The organism is Roseovarius sp. MBR-79 (assembly GCF_053628555.1).
Map to the genome: position 1 here is coordinate 23,538 of NZ_JBRJGP010000016.1, position 21,834 is coordinate 45,371.

At 61.7% G+C, this 21,834-nt stretch carries 20 protein-coding genes and 2 pseudogenes; 6 read left to right on the plus strand and 16 right to left on the minus strand.

Features of this window, described 5'->3' with window-relative positions; genetic code table 11:
* The first annotated feature begins 1 nt into the window (after position 1).
* From ACSSV8_RS15315 to ACSSV8_RS15340, 6 genes are read left to right on the plus strand one after another with little or no spacing between them, the layout of a single operon-like run.
* Entirely contained in the window at positions 2 to 697 is a 696-nt protein-coding gene (locus tag ACSSV8_RS15315; RefSeq protein WP_454283028.1) for a TrbG/VirB9 family P-type conjugative transfer protein, read from the plus strand.
* The gene (locus tag ACSSV8_RS15320; RefSeq protein ID WP_454283029.1) at positions 694 to 2,073 is read left to right on the plus strand and encodes a TrbI/VirB10 family protein; all 1,380 of its coding nucleotides are present in this window, start codon (positions 694 to 696) and stop codon (positions 2,071 to 2,073) included. Before ACSSV8_RS15315 ends, ACSSV8_RS15320 begins: the two co-directional genes overlap by 4 nt.
* Positions 2,074 to 2,077: 4 nt before the next feature.
* Positions 2,078 to 3,064 (plus strand): ATPase, T2SS/T4P/T4SS family, encoded by a 987-nt coding sequence (locus ACSSV8_RS15325; RefSeq protein ID WP_454283030.1) that lies wholly within the window; start codon positions 2,078 to 2,080, stop codon positions 3,062 to 3,064.
* Positions 3,061 to 3,255 (plus strand): hypothetical protein, encoded by a 195-nt coding sequence (locus ACSSV8_RS15330; RefSeq protein ID WP_009807516.1) that lies wholly within the window; start codon positions 3,061 to 3,063, stop codon positions 3,253 to 3,255. The genes ACSSV8_RS15325 and ACSSV8_RS15330 overlap by 4 nt, the downstream gene beginning before the upstream one ends.
* Positions 3,252 to 3,665 (plus strand): hypothetical protein, encoded by a 414-nt coding sequence (locus ACSSV8_RS15335; RefSeq protein ID WP_454283031.1) that lies wholly within the window; start codon positions 3,252 to 3,254, stop codon positions 3,663 to 3,665. Before ACSSV8_RS15330 ends, ACSSV8_RS15335 begins: the two co-directional genes overlap by 4 nt.
* 12 nt (positions 3,666 to 3,677) lie before the next feature.
* Positions 3,678 to 4,754, plus strand: coding sequence for a type IV secretion system protein (locus ACSSV8_RS15340; protein ID WP_009807518.1), 1,077 nt, complete (start codon positions 3,678 to 3,680; stop codon positions 4,752 to 4,754).
* 183 nt (positions 4,755 to 4,937) lie between these two features.
* On the opposite strand, the pseudogene tnpC (ACSSV8_RS15345) reads toward ACSSV8_RS15340, so the two are convergent.
* The 16 genes and pseudogenes from tnpC (ACSSV8_RS15345) to ACSSV8_RS15420 all read right to left on the minus strand — a co-directional run.
* Positions 4,938 to 5,894: pseudogene (gene tnpC / locus ACSSV8_RS15345) on the minus strand (IS66 family transposase); the annotation flags it as partial.
* A 4-nt stretch (positions 5,895 to 5,898) separates the two neighbouring features.
* On the minus strand, positions 5,899 to 6,195 hold the full coding sequence (locus ACSSV8_RS15350) for a hypothetical protein (RefSeq protein ID WP_454283032.1): 297 nt from the start codon (positions 6,193 to 6,195) through the stop codon (positions 5,899 to 5,901).
* Positions 6,195 to 7,814, minus strand: a complete 1,620-nt coding sequence (gene tnpC / locus ACSSV8_RS15355; protein ID WP_454283033.1) for an IS66 family transposase — start codon at positions 7,812 to 7,814, stop codon at positions 6,195 to 6,197. Before tnpC (ACSSV8_RS15355) ends, ACSSV8_RS15350 begins: the two co-directional genes overlap by 1 nt.
* Before the next feature lie 62 nt (positions 7,815 to 7,876).
* Positions 7,877 to 8,224 carry an IS66 family insertion sequence element accessory protein TnpB gene (tnpB, locus tag ACSSV8_RS15360; protein ID WP_454283034.1) on the minus strand — a complete coding sequence of 116 codons (348 nt, stop codon included), beginning with the start codon at positions 8,222 to 8,224 and terminating at the stop codon, positions 7,877 to 7,879.
* Positions 8,221 to 8,595 carry an IS66-like element accessory protein TnpA gene (gene tnpA, locus ACSSV8_RS15365; protein ID WP_454283035.1) on the minus strand — a complete coding sequence of 125 codons (375 nt, stop codon included), beginning with the start codon at positions 8,593 to 8,595 and terminating at the stop codon, positions 8,221 to 8,223. The genes tnpB (ACSSV8_RS15360) and tnpA (ACSSV8_RS15365) overlap by 4 nt, the downstream gene beginning before the upstream one ends.
* 99 nt (positions 8,596 to 8,694) lie before the next feature.
* Positions 8,695 to 9,327, minus strand: a pseudogene (locus ACSSV8_RS15370) (IS66 family transposase zinc-finger binding domain-containing protein); the annotation flags it as partial.
* Positions 9,328 to 9,382: 55 nt separating this feature from the next.
* Complete coding sequence (gene tnpB, locus ACSSV8_RS15375; protein ID WP_454283036.1) at positions 9,383 to 9,736, minus strand: IS66 family insertion sequence element accessory protein TnpB; 354 nt, start codon at positions 9,734 to 9,736, stop codon at positions 9,383 to 9,385.
* Complete coding sequence (gene tnpA, locus ACSSV8_RS15380; protein ID WP_454283037.1) at positions 9,733 to 10,137, minus strand: IS66-like element accessory protein TnpA; 405 nt, start codon at positions 10,135 to 10,137, stop codon at positions 9,733 to 9,735. Before tnpA (ACSSV8_RS15380) ends, tnpB (ACSSV8_RS15375) begins: the two co-directional genes overlap by 4 nt.
* Before the next feature lie 141 nt (positions 10,138 to 10,278).
* The gene (locus ACSSV8_RS15385; protein ID WP_282092904.1) at positions 10,279 to 10,695 is read right to left on the minus strand and encodes a hypothetical protein; all 417 of its coding nucleotides are present in this window, start codon (positions 10,693 to 10,695) and stop codon (positions 10,279 to 10,281) included.
* The gene (locus tag ACSSV8_RS15390; RefSeq protein ID WP_282092903.1) at positions 10,692 to 12,782 is read right to left on the minus strand and encodes an AAA family ATPase; all 2,091 of its coding nucleotides are present in this window, start codon (positions 12,780 to 12,782) and stop codon (positions 10,692 to 10,694) included. The genes ACSSV8_RS15385 and ACSSV8_RS15390 overlap by 4 nt, the downstream gene beginning before the upstream one ends.
* A 181-nt stretch (positions 12,783 to 12,963) precedes the next feature.
* On the minus strand, positions 12,964 to 14,964 hold the full coding sequence (locus ACSSV8_RS15395) for a type IV secretory system conjugative DNA transfer family protein (protein WP_282092902.1): 2,001 nt from the start codon (positions 14,962 to 14,964) through the stop codon (positions 12,964 to 12,966).
* 8 nt (positions 14,965 to 14,972) lie between these two features.
* Entirely contained in the window at positions 14,973 to 17,306 is a 2,334-nt protein-coding gene (locus ACSSV8_RS15400) for a relaxase/mobilization nuclease domain-containing protein (protein WP_282092901.1), read from the minus strand.
* The gene (locus tag ACSSV8_RS15405; protein ID WP_454283038.1) at positions 17,293 to 17,886 is read right to left on the minus strand and encodes a helix-turn-helix domain-containing protein; all 594 of its coding nucleotides are present in this window, start codon (positions 17,884 to 17,886) and stop codon (positions 17,293 to 17,295) included. The genes ACSSV8_RS15400 and ACSSV8_RS15405 overlap by 14 nt, the downstream gene beginning before the upstream one ends.
* Positions 17,887 to 18,448: 562 nt before the next feature.
* Positions 18,449 to 18,655, minus strand: coding sequence for a hypothetical protein (locus ACSSV8_RS15410; protein ID WP_007120662.1), 207 nt, complete (start codon positions 18,653 to 18,655; stop codon positions 18,449 to 18,451).
* A gap of 533 nt (positions 18,656 to 19,188) precedes the next feature.
* Entirely contained in the window at positions 19,189 to 20,181 is a 993-nt protein-coding gene (locus tag ACSSV8_RS15415) for a nucleotidyltransferase family protein (protein WP_454283039.1), read from the minus strand.
* Between the two features lie 156 nt (positions 20,182 to 20,337).
* Positions 20,338 to 21,267: a DUF2493 domain-containing protein gene (locus ACSSV8_RS15420; protein WP_454283040.1), complete on the minus strand. Its 930-nt coding sequence runs from the start codon at positions 21,265 to 21,267 to the stop codon at positions 20,338 to 20,340.
* Positions 21,268 to 21,834: the final 567 nt, after the last annotated feature.

Below are 21,834 nucleotides of genomic sequence, written 5' to 3' on the forward strand. Positions count from 1 at the left end.
TTTGTTCCCTGCTCGACTTTTCATATTGCTGATTGCCCTGTTGCCCGGCCTTGCTTTCGCCGAAGCCATCCCGCGTGGCGGGCCCAATGACAATCGGGTGCGGCTGGCAACATATCAAGAAGGTCAGGTCTACCGCCTCAGCGTGTCGCTCACCCATGTGACCACGGTCGAGTTCGGGGAAGGCGAGAGCATCCGCTCGATCATTGCGGGCGACACGGAAGGCTTCGAGATCGACGGCGTACCCGGCGGTCAGGCCTTCGCGATCAAGCCGGTGGCGCGCGGGGTGCATACCAATGTGACCGTCTACACGAACAGGCGCAGTTATTACTTCAACGTCCAAGAGACCCGCAGTCCGACCTTTTACGTGGTCCAGTTCCGCTACCCCGAAGACAATACGCGGCCCACACGTGCCATCGCGGCCCAAGCGCCGAACTATAATTACGGTGCCAGCGCGCGGACCGAGTTCACCCCCACCCGTGTCTGGGATGACGGGACGTTTACGTATTTCGAATTTCCGCGGAACGCGCCGGTGCCTGCGATCTTCCGCTACGCCAATGGCCGTGAGCGCACGGTCAACACGCAAGCCACCGAGGACAGCGTGATCCGGGTTTCAGGCGTGAACCGACAATGGGTGCTGCGGATCGGGGAGGAGGTGGTCTGCATCGAGGCCACCCCACCTGCGGGGGTAGGCTCATGAGCGATACTGGAAACGCAGACCTCGAGAAACGCCTCGCTGCTCTAGAACAAGGCAAGGGCGCTGGTTCGCCCCCTGCCCCACGGCGCTCACCGCTGCTCGCTTTGGTCGTCGTCCTCGTGATCGGCGCGGGCGGTGCGTTGCTCTATCTCATGTCCCAACCCGAGGAAGAGGAAGTCCTTCCCACGGCCACGCCGGACGTGTTCCAGAACGAAGGCGACGGGTTCGGCGCCATCGAGACCTTGCCCCCGCCCGAGCCCGAGGTTGTGTTCGTCGCACCCGATCCGGTCGAGCCCAATGCTGAGCTTCTGGCACAGCTCGCAGCCCTTCAGGCCCAGATCGAGGAATTGCGCAATGCCCCTGAACCGGTCGTGGAGGAAGACACCGCCGCTGCAGAGGCGATCGACGCGCTGACCGCTCAGATCGCTGCGCTCCAAGCCGCCTCGGAAGCCGCACAGCAACGATTCCAGGACGAACTGACGGCGCGGGATCGCAGCCTTGAGCAACTCCGCATGGATCTGGAACTGGCCCAACTCGAGGCCAACCGCCCCCTCCCCGCACCCACCGGGCCCACCGAGGACGAGTTGCGCGCGCGGGAAGAAGAACGGCTGCGCCGCGAGGAAGAAGCACGACGGCTCGCGGAACTTGAACGCCGCGCTGCTGAGGAGCGCGCGTTTCAGGAGCGCCGCATCACCTCGCCCACCATTGCCTTTGGCGGCACCTCAGGCGCAAATGAAACTGCTTTGACCGAACGGACTTTTGGGGAAGTGACGGATTTTGTGCTGAATGGTGCGCTGCCCACTTCGGTGACGCAAGCTGAGGTCATCGCCAACCCCTCCAACACGATCATCCAGGGCACGATGATCCAGGCCGTCATGGAAACCGCCCTCGACAGCTCTCTGCCCGGCCAGACCCGGGCCGTTGTTTCCGAAGACGTGTTCAGTTTCGACGGTTCTCGGCTCTTGATCCCGCGTGGATCCCGCCTCATCGGGCGCTATCGTTCGGGCGTTGATATCGCGCAGCGCCGGGTCACGATCGCTTGGGACCGGATCATTCTGCCCGACAACCAGACCATCCAGATCAGTTCTTTTGGGGGCGATGAATTGGGTCGCTCCGGCGTCACCGGCTTTGTCGACACGCGCTTTGACGAGCGCTTCGGCTCGGCCGCGCTGATTTCACTGATCTCCGCCGCGCCTAGTGCAGCCGCTGCAAATGTGCAGGACGAAACCGCCGCGGATGTGCTCGAAGACGTGGGCGATGATCTTGCCGATGCCACGGACAGTGTGATTGGCGATTACCTCTCGATCGGCCCGGTCGTCTATGTCGACCAGGGCGCCCGCGTCACGGTCATGGTCGACCGCGATCTGGAGATATTCTGAGCCCATGTCGCTGAGCTATCTTCAAACCTCGCTCGACCGGATCGACGCCGCCGCCCGCGACGATGTCATCGAGATTTGCATCAACCCAGACGGAACCTGCTGGGGCGAGTTCCAGGGCGATCACTTCATGAGAAAGCTGGACCAGAAGCTGACAGCAACCGAAGTGAAGGACCTCGGCAACCAGATCGCCTCCTCTGCCAACACCACGATGAGCAAGGACCGCCCCATCGTCTCGGTCTCGATCACTTACAAGGGCCGTCCGATCCGCGCACAGGTCATCACCCCGCCTGCCGTGCTCTCGGCCATGTCGATCAGCCTTCGGTTCTTCTCGAGTCTGCCACTCGATGGGATCGCACTCGATTTCCTTTTTGGCAAAGAACGCAAGCTCGAGGAACTCCGTCTCGAGAAAACCCGGCAACTGCGTGAGGTCGTGGCCGCGGGCGTGATCGACGATGCGCTGGCCTTTTGCGTCGAGAACAAGCTCAACATGATCGTCTCTGGTGGCACCTCCACCGGCAAGACCGTGGCTGCGCGCAAGATCCTCTCGCACGTGCCATCCGAGGAACGCATCGTCACCATCGAGGAAGCCGCCGAGCTTCTGCCGACCCAGCCCAATGCCGTGACCCTCATCGCCAATCGCGATGCGGAGTTCCAGACCGCCGATGTGCTGCTCACCGCAACGTTGCGCATGCGCCCCGACCGGATCATCCTGGGCGAGGTGCGAGGCAAGGAGGCCATGACCTTCCTCGAGGCGATCAACACTGGCCATGGCGGCTCAATGACCACGCTGCACGCAGAAACCCCGCAACTTGCCGTGCAGCGTCTGGCCATCGCCGCGCTCAAGACCGAGATCCCCATGACCTATGCCGACATGATCCAGTACATCGAGAACTCCATCGACGTAATCATCCAGGCCGGTCGCCATGATGGCAAACGCGGGATCACCGAATTCTACCTCCCCGGCAACAATGAGATCGGAGCTTCCCAATGAAAACCTTTGAATACGATATCCTGTCCTTTCCCATGACCCGCAAAACCAGTCTTGCCGACATGCAGGCCAGCCTAAATGTGAAGGGGGCCGAAGGCTGGGAGGTCGTGTCGATCAGCTCCTCGGAATTCGCCAATGTGGGACACACTGTCTTCCTGAAGCGCGAGACCACACCCGCCAGAGCCACGGCATGAGGCAGGCGGGCTGTACCCTCGTACTGGCTGCGCTGGTCCTGGGCCTGACGTCGGCACCCGGCTTCGCTGAGCGCAATCTCGTGCCGACCCTCGAGCGCAGTTCCGACGTCTGTCCAGAACGGCCCGCTGAACCCGTGTGGATGCAGGAGATCCCCCTGCGCCAAGCCTATCAGCGCGTGCTGGTTCAAGACATCTACCGAGCCCAAAATCTTGAACGCATCGTAGAGACTGGCAGCTGCGCTTGCGAGATCCGGTTCCCGTCCTGGGACGATGCCGAGGGGGCGTTTCGTGAGCGCCACGCCAGTGACGAACGCTGGGAAATGCTGCAGGCCTCGGACGCCTACAACCGCCGCGCCAGCGCCGTCCGCCCTGCCGCCAAAGCCATCTGCGAAGCTGCAGGCAATTGGTAGGGTAGTCCCGTTATGAGCGTCGTCACTTATTTCGTTGAAACCTCCCAGGGCTATCTCGACACCGCAGCAGAAACCCAGTTCGGGTCGGTCGCGGCAACGGTCGGCACGCTTCTCGTCCTGGGAACAACGCTCGTGGTGATTCTCGTCTTCCTGAACATGATCTACCAATACAAGGCGATGGACGGCCGCACGGCCTTCTGGCTGGCAGTCAAGATCGGCCTCATCGGGATATTCGCGACCAACTGGGTGCAGTTCAACGCCCTCTCCACCGCCATCCTGGCCGGCATCGACAGCATTGCGGGCGCGCTTGTCGCCTCAGTCGGTGGCGGCACCCCAGGTCCCTCTGGGACCTTTGCCGAAGAGTTTGACCGGCTGATCGCGGAACTCGGCGACTACCTCAATGCAGCCGGATCAGAGCTGAACTGGATGGCAGGTGCCATGCTCGACATTGTCGGGGTGCTGTTACTTTCGATCCTCGGTGGGCTCGCCGCCTTCATTCTCGTGGCATCCCGCCTGATGATCGCACTCCTGATTGGGATTGCCCCGGTGATGATCTTCCTGACCCTCTTCGAAGTGACCAAAGATTACTTCGCGCGATGGCTTTCGGCACTGGTTTCCTTCGCACTCTACCCCATCGTCGTCGCCGGCGTGTTCGCAACGATCACTGGCGTCTCTTCCGCTCTGATCGGTGAGCTTGGCGACCCGGAAGGGGCTTCAAACATAGGCGCGCTCATCCCCTTCTTCATGATGGTCCTCATGGCCAAGGGCTTCATCATTGCCACGCCCTTCATCGTCCGCGCGATCTCCGGAAACATCATGATGCCCGCCCTCTCCGGTGGTCTCGGCGGCGGCTACAGCTTTGCCCGCGCCGCAATGGGCAGCCAGCAGGCCTACAATCGCTACCTGATCGGTGGGGCAAGCGGTGCGGAATATGCAGCCCTCAGAGCGCGGCAGTTCTTCGGTGTGCAGCAGATGCCTGTTCGGCAAGGGATGGGGCAGACGGGTTCCGCAGGAGGCACAGGATCCGCAGACTCGGGGTCAAAAATGCTGGCGCAGCTGGCAAGACTGGGTCGACTTGGACGCCGGTGACGGCCCAAAGCTGACGTCCCCCCTGTCATCGAGTGCTGGCGTCGCAGCCTGCATTGCGGACGTCGGATTTGAACCAACTGATGGCGGGCGGGAGAAAGACACGCTGGACACTCGCCTGGAATAAGAATTAGTCTATTGATTGTGGGAGTTCGTCGTAAGCGGTGTCTGGAAGGCACTGGGGTTTCAGCTTGACGGCTGGAAGTTCCAGGGAAGCAACTCGTCGATCCGGTGTTGCGGGTGTCCGGCCGCGATGGCTTCGAGCGTAGATTTCAGATAGGCAAAAGGCTCCACGCCATTGATCTTGGCTGTCTCGATGAGGGATGCGATGCGGCCCCATGCCTTGCCACCCTCGTCGTGGCCGGCGAACAACGCGTTTTTTCTGTTCAGAGCAATCGGCCTGACCAAATTCTCGACCTTGTTGGAGTCGATCTCGACGCGTCCGTCCGTCAGGAAGGTCTGCAATCCATCCCAGTGGCGGTGGATGTAGGCCAGCTTCTCGCCGAGGCGTGATTTGGCCGAGATGCGCAGGCGCTGCGCTTGTAGCCAGGTGCCGAAGGCTTCGACCAGAGGGGCGGATCGGGCCTGGCGGGCCGACAGACGCTGACCCGGGGACGTGCCGCGGATATCTTTCTCGACGGCATAGATTTCGGCGATCCGACGCAGGCCCTCGGCAGCGATTTCCGAGCCATCGCGGTCGAAGATTTCCTTGAGCTTGCGGCGGGCGTGGGCCCAGCAATGCGCGACAATAATCGGATCGCCGCCCTTGCGGTTCGGCCGCGTCAGCCGGTTGTAGCCCTGGTAACCGTCAAGTTGCAGTGTGCCGTTGAACCCTGTCAGGAACGTCTCGGCATTCTCCCCGCGGCGATCGGGAGCATAGAAATAGACCACCCCGGGGGGATCATCGCCGCCCCATGATCGGTCGTCACGCGCCAGCGCCCAGAGATAGCCGGTTTTTGTCCGCCCGCGGCCCGGGTCCAGCACCGGCGCCGTGGTTTCGTCCATGAACAGCTTCGTGGACGTCTTCAGGTGCTCGGCCAACCGATCCACGACGGGCGCCAGGTGAAAGGCTGCCACGCCGACCCAGTCGGCCAGGGTCGAGCGGTGAATGTCGATGCCTGAACGGGCCAGGGTAACGGCCCGATTGCTACCGCGGCCCATTTTTCTTGACACGGGCGAGGATATCCGGGTCGTCAACGAAGTCCTTGAGGAAGTCGCTCCAGTGTTGGGGGGAGCGCCTTGCGTCACGGAGCATGTCGCGCAGCTCCTCGATTCCGTCGTCGGTCAGCGCCGTGATGGCCTCTTCCGGGCCTGTGTGGACGCTGATGATCGATCCGTAGGTCAGATTGTCGTCGTTCCAGACGATGGCTTCGAGGAGTTCCAGGTCCTCGCCCAGTATCTTTGCGACGTAGTCGAGGGCGCAGATCTGGGTGACGGTGGCCATCAAGCGGCCTTGGCCTGCGGGGCGGTGCGTGGCGCCCAGTTCCAGGGCAGCAGCTCGTCGAGCCGGTTGATCATATGATCGTTGATGCGGTCGAGGACGTCGGCGAGGTAGGCCTGCGGGTCAAGGCCGTTCATCTTGGCCGTCTCGATGATGGTCATGGCGCGCGCGAGGGTTTCGGCACCGGTGTCGGCGCCTGCAAAAAGCCAGTTTTTCCGTCCGATTCCAATGGGTCGCAGGGCGCGCTCGGCCGGATTGTTGTCGATGGCCACGCGGCCGTCCTCCAGGAACAGGCAGAACGACGGCCAGCGGCTGAGGCCGTAGCGGAAGGCGCGGGCGAGATCGCTCTTGCCGGGGATGCGCGCGAGCTGCTGCTCGGCCCAGGCGCGAAAGGCTTCGATCTTCGGCTTGCTCTGCTCCTGGCGGACGGCGCGGCGGACCTCGGCGGGCTGGCCCGAGATGGATCGCTCGATGTCGTAGAGCGCCCCGATGCGGTCCAGTGCCTCGCGGGCAATCGCTGATCTCGTCGAGGTCCAGACATCATGGAAGTCGCGACGCAGGTGCGCCCAGCATGCCGCCTCGCGGAGCTGGACAGCGCCGTCGGGCCCGGGATCGTAGAGTTTGGCATAGCCCTTGTAGCCGTCGGCCTGCAGGATCCCCTTGGTTTTCTGAAGGTGCTCGCGGACGTGCTCTTCCTTCCAGTCCGGGGCGAAGCGGTAGACGGCGCCGGGCGGCGCGGTTCCCGCCCATGGTCGCTGATCGCGGACATAGGCCCAGACCCGGCCCTTCTTCACGCCCTTGCCAAGGCCCCGGTCGCGCAGGGAGCGGTCCAGCACCCGGATCGGGGTGTCGTCGGCGTGGAGCAGGTCGCTGGCCATGATCGCGGCCTCGATCCGGTCGATCAGGGGCTTGAGCACCTTCATGGCGCGCCCGCACCAGTCGACCAGCGTGCTGTCGGGGATGTCCGCGCCCATGCGCGCGAAGATCTCGGCCAGGCGATACAGGGGAAGGTGGTCGTCGAATTTGGAGACGAGAATGTAGGCCAGCAGCGCCGCGCTCGCCATGCTGCCCGGGATCGGGCGACTGGGCGCGGGCACCTGAACCATCTTCTCGCAACGGCGGCAGGACTTCTTCGGCCGCGCGATCTCGAGGACCTTCAGCTGCGCCACGACCATGTCGAGGATCTCGCTGACGTCCTCGCCCACCGGCCGCAGCTCGCCACCGCAGTCCGGGCAGCAACTGCCGGGATCGAGCTCGCGGCGCTCGCGCGGGGTGGTCTTTGACACACGCGGGCGGCGGCGCGGTTTGCGCTCGGCCGTCTCTCCGGCGGGGGGCGCCGGTGCGGCCTCGTCCTCGGCCGGCGGCCTGGTGTCGCCCTCGGCCGCGGCGATCAGCAGGTCCTCCAGCGCCAGTTCAAGCTGTTCGATCTCGCGCTCGACCTTCTCCGAGGACTTTCCGAAGGCCTGCTTCTTCAGCTTCGCGATGCGCAGCCGCAGCGTCTGGATCAGCTGATCATGGGCGCGGATCGTCGCCGACATCCTGGCGTTCTCGGCCTGCAGCGCGGCGATCATCGCCTTCAGAAGCGCAGGGTCTTCGGGCAGGATTGCGGCGTCTGCGGACATGCCGAAAGTTAACACCGGTCACGCGTGAACGCCATGAAAACAAGGCGATTCAGCCGGATAAATCATCCCACACGGGCCGGCGGCGCGCCCCAGTTCGGCCGCCGCCAGTCGATGCCTTCCCACAGCATCGCCATCTGCGCCGAGGTCAGCCGCGCGACGCCATCCTCCGCCTTCGGCCAGGGAAACCGGCCGCGCTCGAGGACCTTGTAGTAGAGGCAGAACCCCTGGCCGTCCCAGTAAAGCAGCTTCAAACGATCGCCCTTGCGGCCCCGGAACGCAAACACCGCCCCGCTCGCCGGCTTCTGCCGCAGCTGGTCCTGCGCCAGCGCCGCCAGCCCCGCGATCCCCTTGCGCATATCGGTCGCGCCGCAGGCCAGGTAGACCCGCACTCCGGTCCCCGGCCCGATCATGCCGTCTCCAGGAGCCGCACCAACCGTACCAGCGCCGCGTCCCCGATCCCGTCCGGACACCGCAGCTGCCGACCGTTGCGCAGCACCACCGTGATCTCGCCCGCCATCCCGCCCGGCTCCGTCGCGACCGCCGCTTCCGGCGCCACCGCCATCTCCACCGGGAGGAACACCGGCGCGTCGACCACAGGCCACAGCCCCTTGCGCCGCATCTCCCGCCGCCACTGGTAGATCTGCTGCCGCGCCACGTCATGCCGCTGCGCAACATCCCGCACCGTCCAGCCGTTCACCCCGACCTCGCCCAGGATCGCCAGCTTCGCCTCATCCGTCCAGCGACGCCGCCGCTCGACCCCAAGAAGCACCCCGTCCCGCATACCCGCCCCCCGTCGAAGCTGACGTCCGTAATGACGTCAGTAACGACGCAAGCTACCCCACCGCACTCAACTCGGGCAGGCGGCCACAACCGGGCGGTTACGGGCCAGGATCTGGCTCTGCCGATACAAAGGGCAATGATCCGCATACTTGCTCACCAGCACATGCGCGATGGTGCCTTCAGTTGGCAGCCCGCCTTCGATCAGCCAAGACGGCGTCGCAGCTTGCGTGACCCCATCCGTGCAGGTGCGACAGGCGTATTTCGGGCGGATCGTCACGATCACCCGGCACTGCGCCGGAACGATGTCGAGCCGCTCGTTGCGGTCCTCGCCAATCCTGTGCATCTGCCCACATCCACACGGGCAGTCGAAGCTGTCCGGCTCGATCATTCGCTCGATGCGCGGCAGCCCTTCCGGCAGATTGCCACGATTGCGTCTGGGGATCTTTTTGCGCTTGGACGTGTCATTATCTGGCGCCTGCACCTGCTTTTGTTCGCGGGCCTCGGCGACGGCAGCCTCAAGATCCTCGAACGCCAGCTGGCGATCATCTTCACTGAGCTTCTCGGACTTCTTGCCGTGGACCACGTGGTTCAGCTCGGCCACCAGATGCTCAAGACGTTTGACGATGTCCTCCAGCTCTGCGGCCCGCGCAGCTTTTGCCTGCAAGGCCTCGAAAGCCACGCGGTATTCCGGTGGCAGGACGGACAGATCGAGGTCTTTGGCAGCGGCGGTCATAGCCAGGTTTATAGCCCGGAATCAGGCCCATTACCGCTGCATTCGACACCCTGATTCATTCCGCCGCAGCCGGTGGCCGAGTGTCCAGCGCCTTGACCTTGCGCCAGTCCAGCCCGGAAAACAGCGCCTCGAACTGGGCGTGGTTCAGCGCCATCATCCCGTCCTTGATCGCGGGCCAGGTGAAGGTCGTGTCCTCGAGGCGCTTGTAGGCCATCACGAGACCTGACCCGTCCCAATAGAGCAGCTTCAATCGATCCATGCGCTTGGCCCGGAACACGAACACCGTCCCGGTGAACGGGTCCTTGCGCAGAGCCGACTGGACCAGCGCGGTGAGGCCGTCATGGCCCTTTCTGAAGTCAACGGGCTGCGTCGCCACCAGAATGCGCACCCGGTTTGACGGAAAGATCATGCGCCGTCCCCAAGAGCGCGCACGATCTCTGCAATCCGTGCCGCGGGCGTTGCTCCGTCCAGCCGGACAGAAACCGTTCCGGCAATGATCTCGACCGCCGAGGCTGCCGATTCCGTATCTTCGGCCGGTGGCGGGCTTTCAACATCGAACAGCACCAACGGGGCGAAGTCCGCGTCAGCCTCCGGCGCGGGCAAAACAAGTTCACCGTCCTTGGCCAGCCGCCGCCACCCCGACAGGTGGTTCGGGCGCAGGTCATACTTGCGCGCAACGTTATTCACCGTCGCCCCAGGCACCAGCGTTTCCGCAACGATCCGCGCCTTCACACGATCCGGCCAACGTCGGCTCCCGGTCTGTGAGACCTCAACGCCCAAACGCGTGAGAAACTCGTTCGTAGTCTCCATGGCGAAACTCACCTCCTGTTATCCAACAGGGTCTGAGTCTCAAATCATCCGGATCAAAAACAGGTGGGTGCCAGGCGACGCTTACAGTTCGTCACTCCCGACGGCAATTGATTTTGGCAACTATAGTCTAAATTGAATTCTTCAGTTGTTGCAGTAAACTCCCAACCAGTCTGCAATGGAATCTTGCAACATCCACGCCGATGGTGCGCTTAACGCGCTCTCGCCCTGTGCTTCTGGTGTGAAGTGGCTGGTGTCATCATCCACCTCCATCTCCCAGAACCCTATTACTTCTCCATCAGGGAGAAGTACGTCGCCTTTCAATTCATCATTGTGATAACCTAACATGATCGTTCCACGTCGTAACATGCCACCTTGCTGGTCCAGTAGATCACAAAGCACTTGGAACTGATCCCGCACAGATGCCAAGCTGGGACCGCTCAGCTTGCCGTTCTCAAAGCCCTTGTACGTCAATACGCCAGTGAACTCGGACCCATCGTCACTTGCTGTGATTTCGCAGGTTACGAACGGATGCTCTTCCTTCAAATGCTTGGAACTCATGCGGTTAGCAGCCTATCGCATTCCTTGACGACATACTCTGGAACACTGTCAAAGCGTCTGGGATCAAGCTGCATGATATGCTCGTTCTCGATGTGGTACGCCTCGTTAATGAACTTCTTGATCACATCATCGTCATGCTGACCGTTTATCAGGCGGAATAACTGAATCTTTTCATAGCCAACTTCCGTGGCCTGATACTTGGCCAGTAGGCCAGCCTCATTTTGCACCTCACCAACCAGCGCATCGTAGTCAAAGGCTGGGATTCTGCCTTTGATCTCTTTTTCGGCCGCAGCTTTCTCTTCCACCGTCATGGCGCGAGTTTCAGCAACCGACTTGACGGTAGGTTGCACACGTTTGTGTAGCAGACTTGCAAGAAGATTATATGCCATGCCCATATTGTCCAAAATCTCATAGTGTCTTCGCAAATAAACCGCCTTGATCAGAGTGTCCGCATCACTTGCAACAATTTCAGTGCAAATCTGAGCAAACGTTTGGATGTCATCTTTTGTAATCGCAACCTCTGAGATCACCCCCTCCTTTGCTGATAGGAAGGATGCTTCAGGCTTTGCTTTTGCAAACAGTCCCGCAGTGCTCTTTACAACATCAATGGCCGGTTCAATGTCATGAGTTAGCATCAAGGTTGTGGTATTCTGAAGGCTCCCTTTGCCTCTAAACAGCTCATGTAGGATGGCAAATTTTTTGTTCTTATCGAATGAGGAGATCGGATCGTCTAGAATCACGAGATCCGGTTTCCGGCTGTTCACCTCGTGCATGAACAGAACAAGAGCGAAGGCATTGCGTTCGCCATAGCTCAAGTGCTTTGACGCCATCTCTATATGCTCATCTAGATCGTCATGAATTAGTTTCATCTTGTATGAATCCGGTTCAGCAACAATCGAAACCGCATAACGATAACCTGCGGACTTCAGGAAGCCATTGATGCTTTTCTGGTTTTCTTGAATTGTTTTTCTGATCCGAGTTTTGTGTTCGCCGACCAGCTTTTTCAGCGGCGTCACCTTCTTGAGTAATTCTTCTAGCTGGGCGTTGATTGGGTCGATGACTTTCCTCGTCTCTGGTGAGTCAAGTTTATCGATCATACCCAAATCGATCTTCAGCCCTTGCAGCTTTGCATCGATCTGATCGACATCACGCAGCGCAAAGAATGAGATAGTTCGCAGGCCATCAAGCTGCTCTATCAAGGCACTGATTGCAGTTCGCAGGCTGCCCAAAAAACTCTTTTCCGCAGGGGTCAACTCCAGCTTTGCATTCACTACTTTGTCAAGATTTTCCTTGCATGACGGGCTGAAGTAGCTCCCAAGCCGTTCAATTACAGCCTTGAGGGTATTGAGGTGATCAACTGCGGTTGCATTGTATTGTTTGGAGACTGCAAGCGCAGTGTCCTTTTGGTTCTGCTCAGGCAAACCCGATGCGCAGTAGGGGCAAACATCACCGTTCTTGAGAAACTCGTTCCCCTTGATCTGCCAACCCACCCACTTTGACGGATTGTCACCCTTGATGAAGGTTTCAAACGGCAGCAACTGGTCTGGGACGTTATCAATCTTGTTGCCATCTCCGAAAGCTTTGATCACCTTGCTGGTTTTTGAGATCGAACCATCTTTATTAGCCTTACCAAAGGCATCACGAAGGTCCTTCAGGTCCTTGGTCGTTTGTTCGATTTCTTCGCTGTTGCCGAACGCTTTCCTGATGCCCTCAAACGATACTGCGATCTGGTCCATGGCGGCATCGTACTCTGGTGTTTTGATGAAGATTTCGAAGCTGTTCTTCACGACCTCTTCTTGCTGAAATGCAAACTGATTCACGTAGGCTTCATCAAAGATCAATGCGGATTGAAGGTCACCTGTTCCAGAAACCACGGGTACCTTATCAGTCTTTACCTTGCGAAGTTTGAACGGGAGGAGGTCAGCTAGTGTCCCGTCGACATTCACGTGAGCTGATATTGCCTTGGCAACCGTACTCTTACCCAGTCCATTCGGACCGTATTTGATATTCAGCACGCCTTTGGTGATCTGAATGTGCGCTTCGTCAATACTGTTGCAGTTGGAAATCGTGATGTCGTAGATCGTCAAAGCTGCCTCCTGAAGTTGGTGCAACCGTAACACGATTTTGTGTTGCTGGTGAACAGCCCGATGGGATGTCGTAGAACTATTGAACTACGAAAGACCGCTTTTCAGACTTACGAGCTGTACAGCGGCGCTGCAGCGAACTTCCGCTTTCCGCCGTCCCTGAAAGATGGCGATGCACACCACGCTATCGAGCAACCAGCTTTTCGACATCCCCCTCTCGCAGCATCGCTTCCATATCGTCCAAGCCATCAACGGCAGAGCGCATCTGCGCCTCATCATCCACCCCCACTGTCTCGGCATCCGCAAGCTGTCCCCCAAAATCCATCTCCATCTGGCGCTGTTCCTCGGCGATAACGGCTTGAACGACAGGCGCGGTCTTCTTTGGAACTACATCAGATTGCCCTGACGGTTGACCGTCAACGCCCTCGCGTGCCCGCTCCACATCAGCTTCAGAACCACGGGGGCCGTCCGGTGGCTGTGTCATCGGCATGGCGCGCATGCTCAGCGGCAGCGTGCCCTGCGACCCACCTCCCCCCGGTTCCGGGAACGGCAACTCGCCCGTCTGCGCCGCGTGGATCGCCTTGAACAGCCGATCGTCAAAATACTGGATTCTCTTCGCACGTACGGGCATCTGCGCATCGATGACCATGACGATCTCGTCGAGCGGCAGGCGGCGCGCCTCGTCTTCGGGGAGCAAGGAGCTTTCTTCGGTCCGTGTGGATTGGCTACGGCCCTCGAATGGGTTCTTGCCGATGGACTGCGAACGCGTGATGACGGTCTTCGTGGTCTTGCCAACCGCCTTGCTCAGCTCTTCGACGGTTTTTTCATCCGAGGGCGTGAGGTAGAGCTTCACGCCCGCGTTGCCCTGCAGGGCTCGGCGGGTGTTCTCGCCATAGATTTCATCAAGGGCGGGGATGGTTTGGGTAACCACGGCGAGGTGACCGCGATACGTCCGCAGGGTCTCGATGCTCTCGACCACGATGGGCATCTTGCCCAAACGATTGAACTCGTCGAGCATGATCATCACCGGCCAAGGCTCATCCGGCCCTGGGTCCTTTTCCTGCATGGCCGAGAGGAGATCGGAGAAAAAGAGGCGGATGAGGGGCGCGAGGGGCTTCACCATAAGCGGCTGGACCACGAGATAGACCGAGAAGGGTTTCTTGCGGATCGTCCGGAAATCAAAGTCCGACACCGCCGTCGCCTCATCGATCGCAGGGTTCTGCCATTGATCGAGCCCCGAGGTCATCAGGAGCGAAACGTATGAGGTCAGCGTGTCGTTGTTGGTCGAGGCCAGACGCGTGAAGATCAGCTTGGCGGCCCTGTTCTCCACCTCGTGGCCGCGCGCAAAATACTCCTTCTGCTTGTTCCCGCCCGAGGCAGCGATGCGGTAAATCTCGCCCAAGGTCGGGCGCTTGCGCTGGAAGGCCAAAAGCCCTGCCGCCACGAAGAGATCGATCCCGCCCTTGAGGAGGCCCTGCACCCGGTCGTTGTCACTCTGCAGGAACAGCGTCGCCAAGAGCTGCAGTTCCATCTGCTGGCGCGCAGGATCTTTCAGCTCGAAGATACGCAGGAGCGGGTTATAGCGATGGGTGCGCTTGCTCTCCCAATCCGTGGGAGCAAAGCGATAGACCTTGTCGCCCTGGGCTGCGCGGTGCCGCGCCGTGGCCTCGAAACACTCGCCCTTCACATCGAGCGTCACGGCAGAGCCTTGCCAGGTGAGCAGGTTCGGAATGACAAAACCCGTGGTCTTGCCGCGACCCGTGGGGGCCACGATCAGCGCATGGGGAAAGACCGTCGAGCAGATGTATTTCGCGCGGGAGCCCGGCGCCCCAAGTTTACCGAGGATGAATCCCGTCCCGGGCGCGCCGAAGAACCCATTGGCCTTCATCTCGCGGGAGGTCTGCCAATGGGTCTGGCCAAAGCGTGTGAGCGCGGACCCCGACAGGGCGAGGCTCAGCATCATACCGGCGGCGGCGAAGCTACCGATGATCAGGTGGATGAGTTGGGCGTCCTCCGGGCGGCGATCGAGGATCGCCAGATAGTTCTGCGCGATATAGGCAAAGTCGATCTCGGCCCCGAAGCCGAGATCCTGATACGTCAGCACGGCCGAGGCGATGGTGTAGCCCATGGCCCCGGTCACAAGCGTCACCAGCAAAACGCCGGTCGCGATCCGCGACTTTCCCATGGCGGCGCTCAATGGACCTGGCCCCGCTCGGTCTCGCCATCCACGTCTGTCGCGCGGTGTTTTTCATACTCGGCGTCGGCAAGTTCATCGACCACCTGGCGCAAGGCCTCGGTGTTGGCCGTCGCCGCATCGGATTGCAGGTAGACCTTGGCGACATAGAGCCGGTCGAGACGGTCCTCGAGAACCTTGTCCAGCGCATCGGCATCGCCGGATGTGAGGCGGCCCAATTGGCGGTCATCCAGCACCCGCGCGATCTCCTCGCGGAAGGCGTCCCGCTCCGCCTCGGTCTCGAAAGGTGCGGACAGCTCTCCGGCCCGTTCATGATCAAGGACACGTGCAACCTCCTCTGGGACACGGCCGGCACGGTCAGACTGCGGCGCCGTTTCATCGCGGGTGGCTAGACGTTCGTCACGCGTGCCAACCCCAAGCCCCTCGCGCAACTCGTTGTCGCGGCGGACCTGATTAATGGCCTCCGTGTCCCGTATCTCGATGACGGCGGCATAGGTCGCACCGAGCCCGCGGGCGAGGTGGGACGGCATGTCCGGATAGCGCGCGCGCAAGTCATCCGTGACGGCATCTGCAACGGGCGTACGGAGGTCGCGTCCCTCCATGATGCGGTCGACTTCGCGGGTGATCGCACTGGCGCGGGCGGCATCGGTAATGGTCTCCTTGTAAGGCTCAGACCGGTCAATCACATCGCCAGGGCGTGCGAGCAGCTCCGGATGTGCCTCGAGATATGCACGCTGCTCCGTCTCGATCCGGCGCTCCGCCCACGAGACGACCTGCCAATCCCGATCCTCGATCTGCTGCGCAGTCAGGCCGTCTGCGCGCATCTCCTGACGGATTGTCCCTTCCATCGCCCGGACCGCGTCCTCGTGATAGTGGAACCGCTCGCTGACCGCTTTCTCCTCCACGACCCCATCCCGGCGCAGCACGTTCTCCCGTTCCAGAAGCGTGCCAAGCTCGACATGCACGTCATTCAGGATGTCACGCGCCTTTTCCAGGTCTGCGCGGCGTTCGAGGTTCAGGTCCCGCGCCTCGGCCACTTTGGAGAGATCATTGGCGATCCATTGATGCTCGAGCGCTGCATTTGAGGCGCCCGTCTCGATCCGGGCCACCACTTCCGATGTGCTGATCCCCGTGCCCCGCAGGGCCGCGTCGATCCGCGACCGCAGTCGCGGCTCTGTGAGGCGCTCCAACTGGCTCTCTTGGATGTTTACCTCGGAATAGACCCCGCCCTCCGATGGTGCCTCTGACAACGTGCTCGAACGCAATCCGAGAGGCTGCATGTGCTGGACCTGCGTCTGGATCTCGATGAGGCGTTTTTCCAGCACGGGACGTTCCGCGTCGGACTTTTCGGCGATCATGCCCTGCACCCGCGCGAGCTTCTCCGCATAGAGGCTTCTCAGATCCTCGAAACTCTGATCCTCTGCCATATACACATCTCCTGTTCGGTCCACCTGCCCGCCGCGCGCCAGCACCTCGCCCGCACGGAAGAGTGCTGCGGCAATATCCTCGCGGGCTTCACGCGAAGCCTCCGCAGCAAGCGAGTGGTAGATGGTTCTGGTGTTGGCGATCTCCGCCAGCGTCCGCGCCAGGTCCTGCCCCACACGTTCGCGCTCGCGGGGCGCGCGACCCTCGTCCTTGGCCGCGTAGACCTCGCCGGTCCGGGCTGGGTAATGCAAAACCCCGCGATCCACCCGGCGCGTGGCCTCCAGGCGCACGCCATACTTTTCGGCCTCCTCGACCATCGCGAGGCGGAAGTCGTCATAGTTGAAGCGATGGTTGCGCCCGAGGAAGAAGAACTCGCCTTCCTGCGAGCGGCGGTTCAGCACCAGATGCGCATGGGGATGATCGCGGTCCTCATGCACCGCGATGATGTAGTCGAAATGCCCCGCGTCACTCTGGAAGAACCGCTCGGCCACATCCGTCGCAATGTCGCGCACATCCTCGCCCCGCGTGCCGATGGGGAAGGACATCAGCATATGGGTGGTCTGCCCGAGCTTGGGCTTGAAGCCCGCATCCCACCGCTTGGCAAAGCGCTCTGTCAGGTCCTTGATGTCACCCGCTTCGAGCTTCGCCTTGCCATCGAGGAAGCCGCTCGAATCCACGATATGGGTGGACTTGGTGGTGAGGTACTCGAGCTGGTTTGTGAGCTGTGATTTGGTATGGGTACCGCCGCCCCGGATCGCCTTGAAGACCGCTGGCCGGTGCCCCGCCGCCGCACGCACAAGCTGGCTCTGCTTGGCCACGTGCAGCCCCTGCATCGAGCCCCGGATCCGGCTCCAGCCATCCCTGAAGACCTCCCCGGTGACCGCGTCAACCGCATCATTCAGCCGCATGGGCAAACTCCCTCAGCGCGGCCGTGGCCTCGAGCTGCATCGCGTCCCGACGGCGGCGCAGGAGCAGGTCGATCTCATCCGCGGAATCCAGGATGAACCGGGCCAAGCCCCGCATCTGCGCAAGGCGCATTTCGGAGAACTCGGCACGCGTGCCACCATCAGCCCCCTGCCCCTGCAGGTTGGCCCGTGTCATCTGCTTGGCGATCTGCGCGACGCCATTGCCGACCTCGTGAAGCGAGGCGCGGTAGCGCGCCATCTCGGCCGCCATCTGCGCGTCCGGAACGAACACCCCGCCGGCCGCTTGAATGAGCCGCCGCAGCCCCTCGGCCCGGCTCTCGATCCCGGCCTTCGCCAACACCTCGTCGAGCGCCGCAAGCTCAGCAGCGGTGACCTTCACACTGACCGCGGAGACCGGGATCGCGGCATCCGTCTGGCGCTCGGCATCGGCTTTGAGCGTGTACTGGATCGCTCGCGACGACACGCCAAACCGTTCAGCAAGCTCAGACGTCGACACACCTTCTGCAGCCTCGCGAACGATCTCCATACGGTCCGCACCTGTGAGACGTTTTGAGCGCGACATGCGAAGAAAGACCTCCTATTTCCTGCCACCTTCCACCAAGGCTGACCCCACCTTACGATAATATACCTTACTGTCAATTATATACTTACGTCGCATTCAGACTTAGTCAGCCTTGGTGTCCGCTTCACGCCGCGGCCCGCAGGGACGCGGCTCTGCCACCCTCACCATCGGGCGACCACCTGTCCAATGGGTCCCCTTCCCCAGCACCGCCCGAGGGTTTGGCCGAACACGCACGTGTTCGGACGGAACCGCGGGCGGGCGCAAACCCCACCGACAGGGCGGACAGGCAGGGTCAAGGAGGGCCAGATTTGGCTCCGCCAAATCTCTGCCGCAAAAACCGGGAGGCCCTGGCCTGCCTGTTTTTGTGGATGGCCCCCTTGAGGCTGACTGGCCGGTCTGTCGCGGCCGGATCATTCCGAGCGGCGATCGTCCGTTGCGCGCGCAGCGACCGGCACCAAGAGGAGGTCACTTCGGGCGAACTGACCGCCGGACACGGCATCCCTGGAACAGGGATCGGGCCGCCCCAAGATCGTCCTGGGGCGGCCCATCCTCGCCAGAGGATTTAGTCCTGGGGATCCTTCGCGCTCGGCGGGAACATCACCAGCTCCGAGACCGCGACCGGGAAGTCGAGCTTGAGGCTGAAGAACTCCGAGCCGTCCCCGTTGCGGGTGTTGCGGAACATGGCGCCCACGCGTTGGAATCGGGTGCGCTCCTGGCCATCGGTATCGGTGAACTTGACGGGAACGGTGGCGACGTAGTGGTTGGTCATTTGGGTTACTTCTTATTGCGATGAGGATCACCCAGCACGGGGGCAAGAGGACCGGTCGCAAGCGCAAATGCGGAGGGTCCGCGGCCCCGCCGTGGAAGCCGTATTTGTGCTTGCCGAAGCGTGAGTTGAGGGCACGATTGGGCCGACCCCGTGCGATCCACATCTATGAGCAAAAAGGAGTGATCCGGATGACCCTTGCCATCACGCCGACGCCACCATCCGCGTCCCGCCAAGCCTGGCCGGGGTGCAGACGAAGCGCGCCTGCGTGGGAGCTATGTTCCGCAACACCACCCGAGGGTTGTGCAGGTCTTGAGCCTCATATGCGACGTCTCGACCCCTCGGTCTTGCGCTGCTGACGATGTGCGATGTGCGCACCATCCCCAGCCCGTATCGATGCGGATGGGCCGAACTCTGACGTGCTGGGTAGAGGGATGACGGTGCTGGACGCCGTGAGATGCAGATCAAGTGTGACCGATCGCACGCGCCATGAGATATGACGAAAGGACCGCCCGAAGGCGACCCCGTTATGGCCATCACGCGCCCAAGCTGTCGAGCATCCCCCTGGTATCAGGCATTCGCTTCAGCGAGTTGCCGATGTGTTCCCGCCAGCGCGGCCCAACCTCCATTGCGGTGGCATAGGCCCGGGCCAGATCATCGGGCCGGTCCTCGGCCATCGCTTCGATAAGGAAAGCCGCCTGCTCGCGGTCCTTCGCGGATTTCAGGCTCCCTGCCCCATCGCGGCGCCGGTCGGCAATGATCAGTTTGTGGATCGCATAGCGCTCCGGGCGGGGCACCTGCACCAGAACGCCGGATCTATAGATCGCCGCCGCGTGGATCGGCTCAGCGATCAGGAAGTTGAGATAGTTCAATCCTTGGGCGTTCACGCCCAAGGCTGGCAGATCACGGATGGTCTCATCTCCGAACGCCGGTGTGAGAAACTCGACCAACTGGCCGCTGCCACCCTGGGCCCATCGCCATGTCCGACCTTGGTCAAGAGCTGGCAGAGGATCGAATTTGAGCGCTGAGAACGTCTCGGCAAGACCCGGGTCGACCTGATCCTGCAACGCAACGCTGAGCTTCTCGAACTGCGCGATGTCGATGTCGCCAGTATTGGCCATACCGCCAATTGGCAGACGGATACCAAGCTCGCCTTCATAGAGGCGAAATGCATTGGTTCCGACGATGGTGCCACCCAAACGGAAGGTTCCGGCTGCGGCCATGGCCGACAGGATGGAACCGGTCGCCCGGTCGATGGGTGTCATGCCTTCGGCGCGCAAGAGGCGAACAAGCCGCGACCGTTCCGCCTGCCGATCCTTGGCCGTTGCGCGCAGCTCTTCGATCCGGTCGATGCGCGCGCGCGTCTCGTCGCTGTCTTCGCCGATATAGATGAACCGCATCTCCGTCCCGACACGGCGCGCGGCATACCAATAGGCCTTATCCCCACGCTCCTTGAGCGTGGGCTTGCCTTCGACACCGGACAAGGCGTCGTCCTTCAGAAGACGCACCAGGTCGGTATAGGCGCTCATCGCGATGCTGCTGAGTGGGGTCATGCCTATCATTTCCAAGTTTTGCTTGGCATACATATACCTATCAAAACAGGAAATTGCTAGGCAAAGTGATTTGGAGAACGTCCACACCCATGAGAAACGACGAAAGGGCCGCCCGAAGGCGACCCTCTCTCTTCAATCCTGCGACGCCTTCTTCGCCGGGTCCGCAACCCGCATGACCGTCAGGCCTTTCGCTTCCGCCTTCTGCCCGAGGTTCAGCGCGACCCCGTTGCCGCCGAAGAGCACAACCCCCGTCGCCGCGAACTTGTCGTCCAGCATTTCGTCGTTGCACTTGAACGGTGCCGCCCGCCCATGTGCGGACCAGCGCGGATCGAACCGCGCCTGCGCCACTCCGCGTGCCCGGGCCCACCGCGCCGCAATCATCTCCGCCCCGTGCTTGCCACCCTTGTGGCAGAGGAAGATCTCCTGGTTGCGGTTCTGCTTGATCCGCTCGCGAACCTTGTCGAGCGTGTTGAAGATAACATCGACATCGGTCCAGTCGGTGGCGCCTGAGACGATCAGGGGCACCCCCTCGACTTTCGACTTCTCGGCAGTCTCGCGGTCGTGCTGCTCCAGGAGCTGCCGCGCCTCGAAGACCGCCCCGGTCTCTTGCGCCCGGACGCTTGCACGCGACCCGGCTGCCGGGATGAAGGCGTGGCCGGTCTCGATCTCGTAGCATTCCGCCGCAGCCTCGCTCATCACCTCTATGGCGCCGACAATCTCGCGCAGCTGCAGAAAGCGCGCCTGCGCTTCTTCAAGCGCGGTCTCGGCGATCTCCGATCCGTCATGGGATTTTGCCAGCGCGCCGATCTGGTCGGCGGTGCGGTCAACCTCCTTGCCAAGCGCCACCTTGCGCCGCTGCAGGATCGTGGCGAGCCCATGGGCCAGCGGTTCTATTTCTGCTTCGAGCCCGGTCCCGCGCAGCGGACCGAGCAGAGCCTCGAAGCTCTCGCGGATGATGTGGTCGGTCAGGATGTGATCCTCGGGGATCGGCAGCTGCGCGTCCTTCTCGGTCAGCCCGAAAAGCTCGATGGTCTCGTAGGTGTTTGCGGTGTCGTAAGCCATGTCTGGTCTCCAGTGTTCGGTTATAGAGCCACCACGTGAGTGTGGGGGCATGGCCGAATGTCTGGTTTCCGAATCTGCCCGGGTCAGGGACGGCGCAGCCGCCGGCTTGCCGGGCGCAAAAGTTTTCCGAGCGAAGCACCCGACACACGCGCGCCCTCACGCACGGGACCGCCCCAAGCCACAGACCCCGTCCTCGCCGAAAAGTTTTGCGATCCTTGACGCGGGCTGATTTGGGGGCCATCCGGAGGATATGCTTCCACGCTCATGTGTGTGTGTTTAGACGGTAGGTTTGCCCGACCCGAGCAGGCAAACGGCCCGACCGGACGCGGGAGACGGATGCAGCGGCGGGATCGTTTTGCCCCGCAAAACAGACCAAAGCGCAATCCGGCGGAGCGGCCGGGGAGGGACGTGCTCGCGAGGCGGGCAAACCGGAATGCCGGGCGCAACGCCGCGGTGAGGCCGCATGGCCGAATGCGCGACGGACCGAAGGGCCGTTCTCCCCTGCGACACGCGAAGCCGAGCAGGGGAGGCCGTAAGGCTCTGGCCAAGGTTAATGTGCAGGGGCTA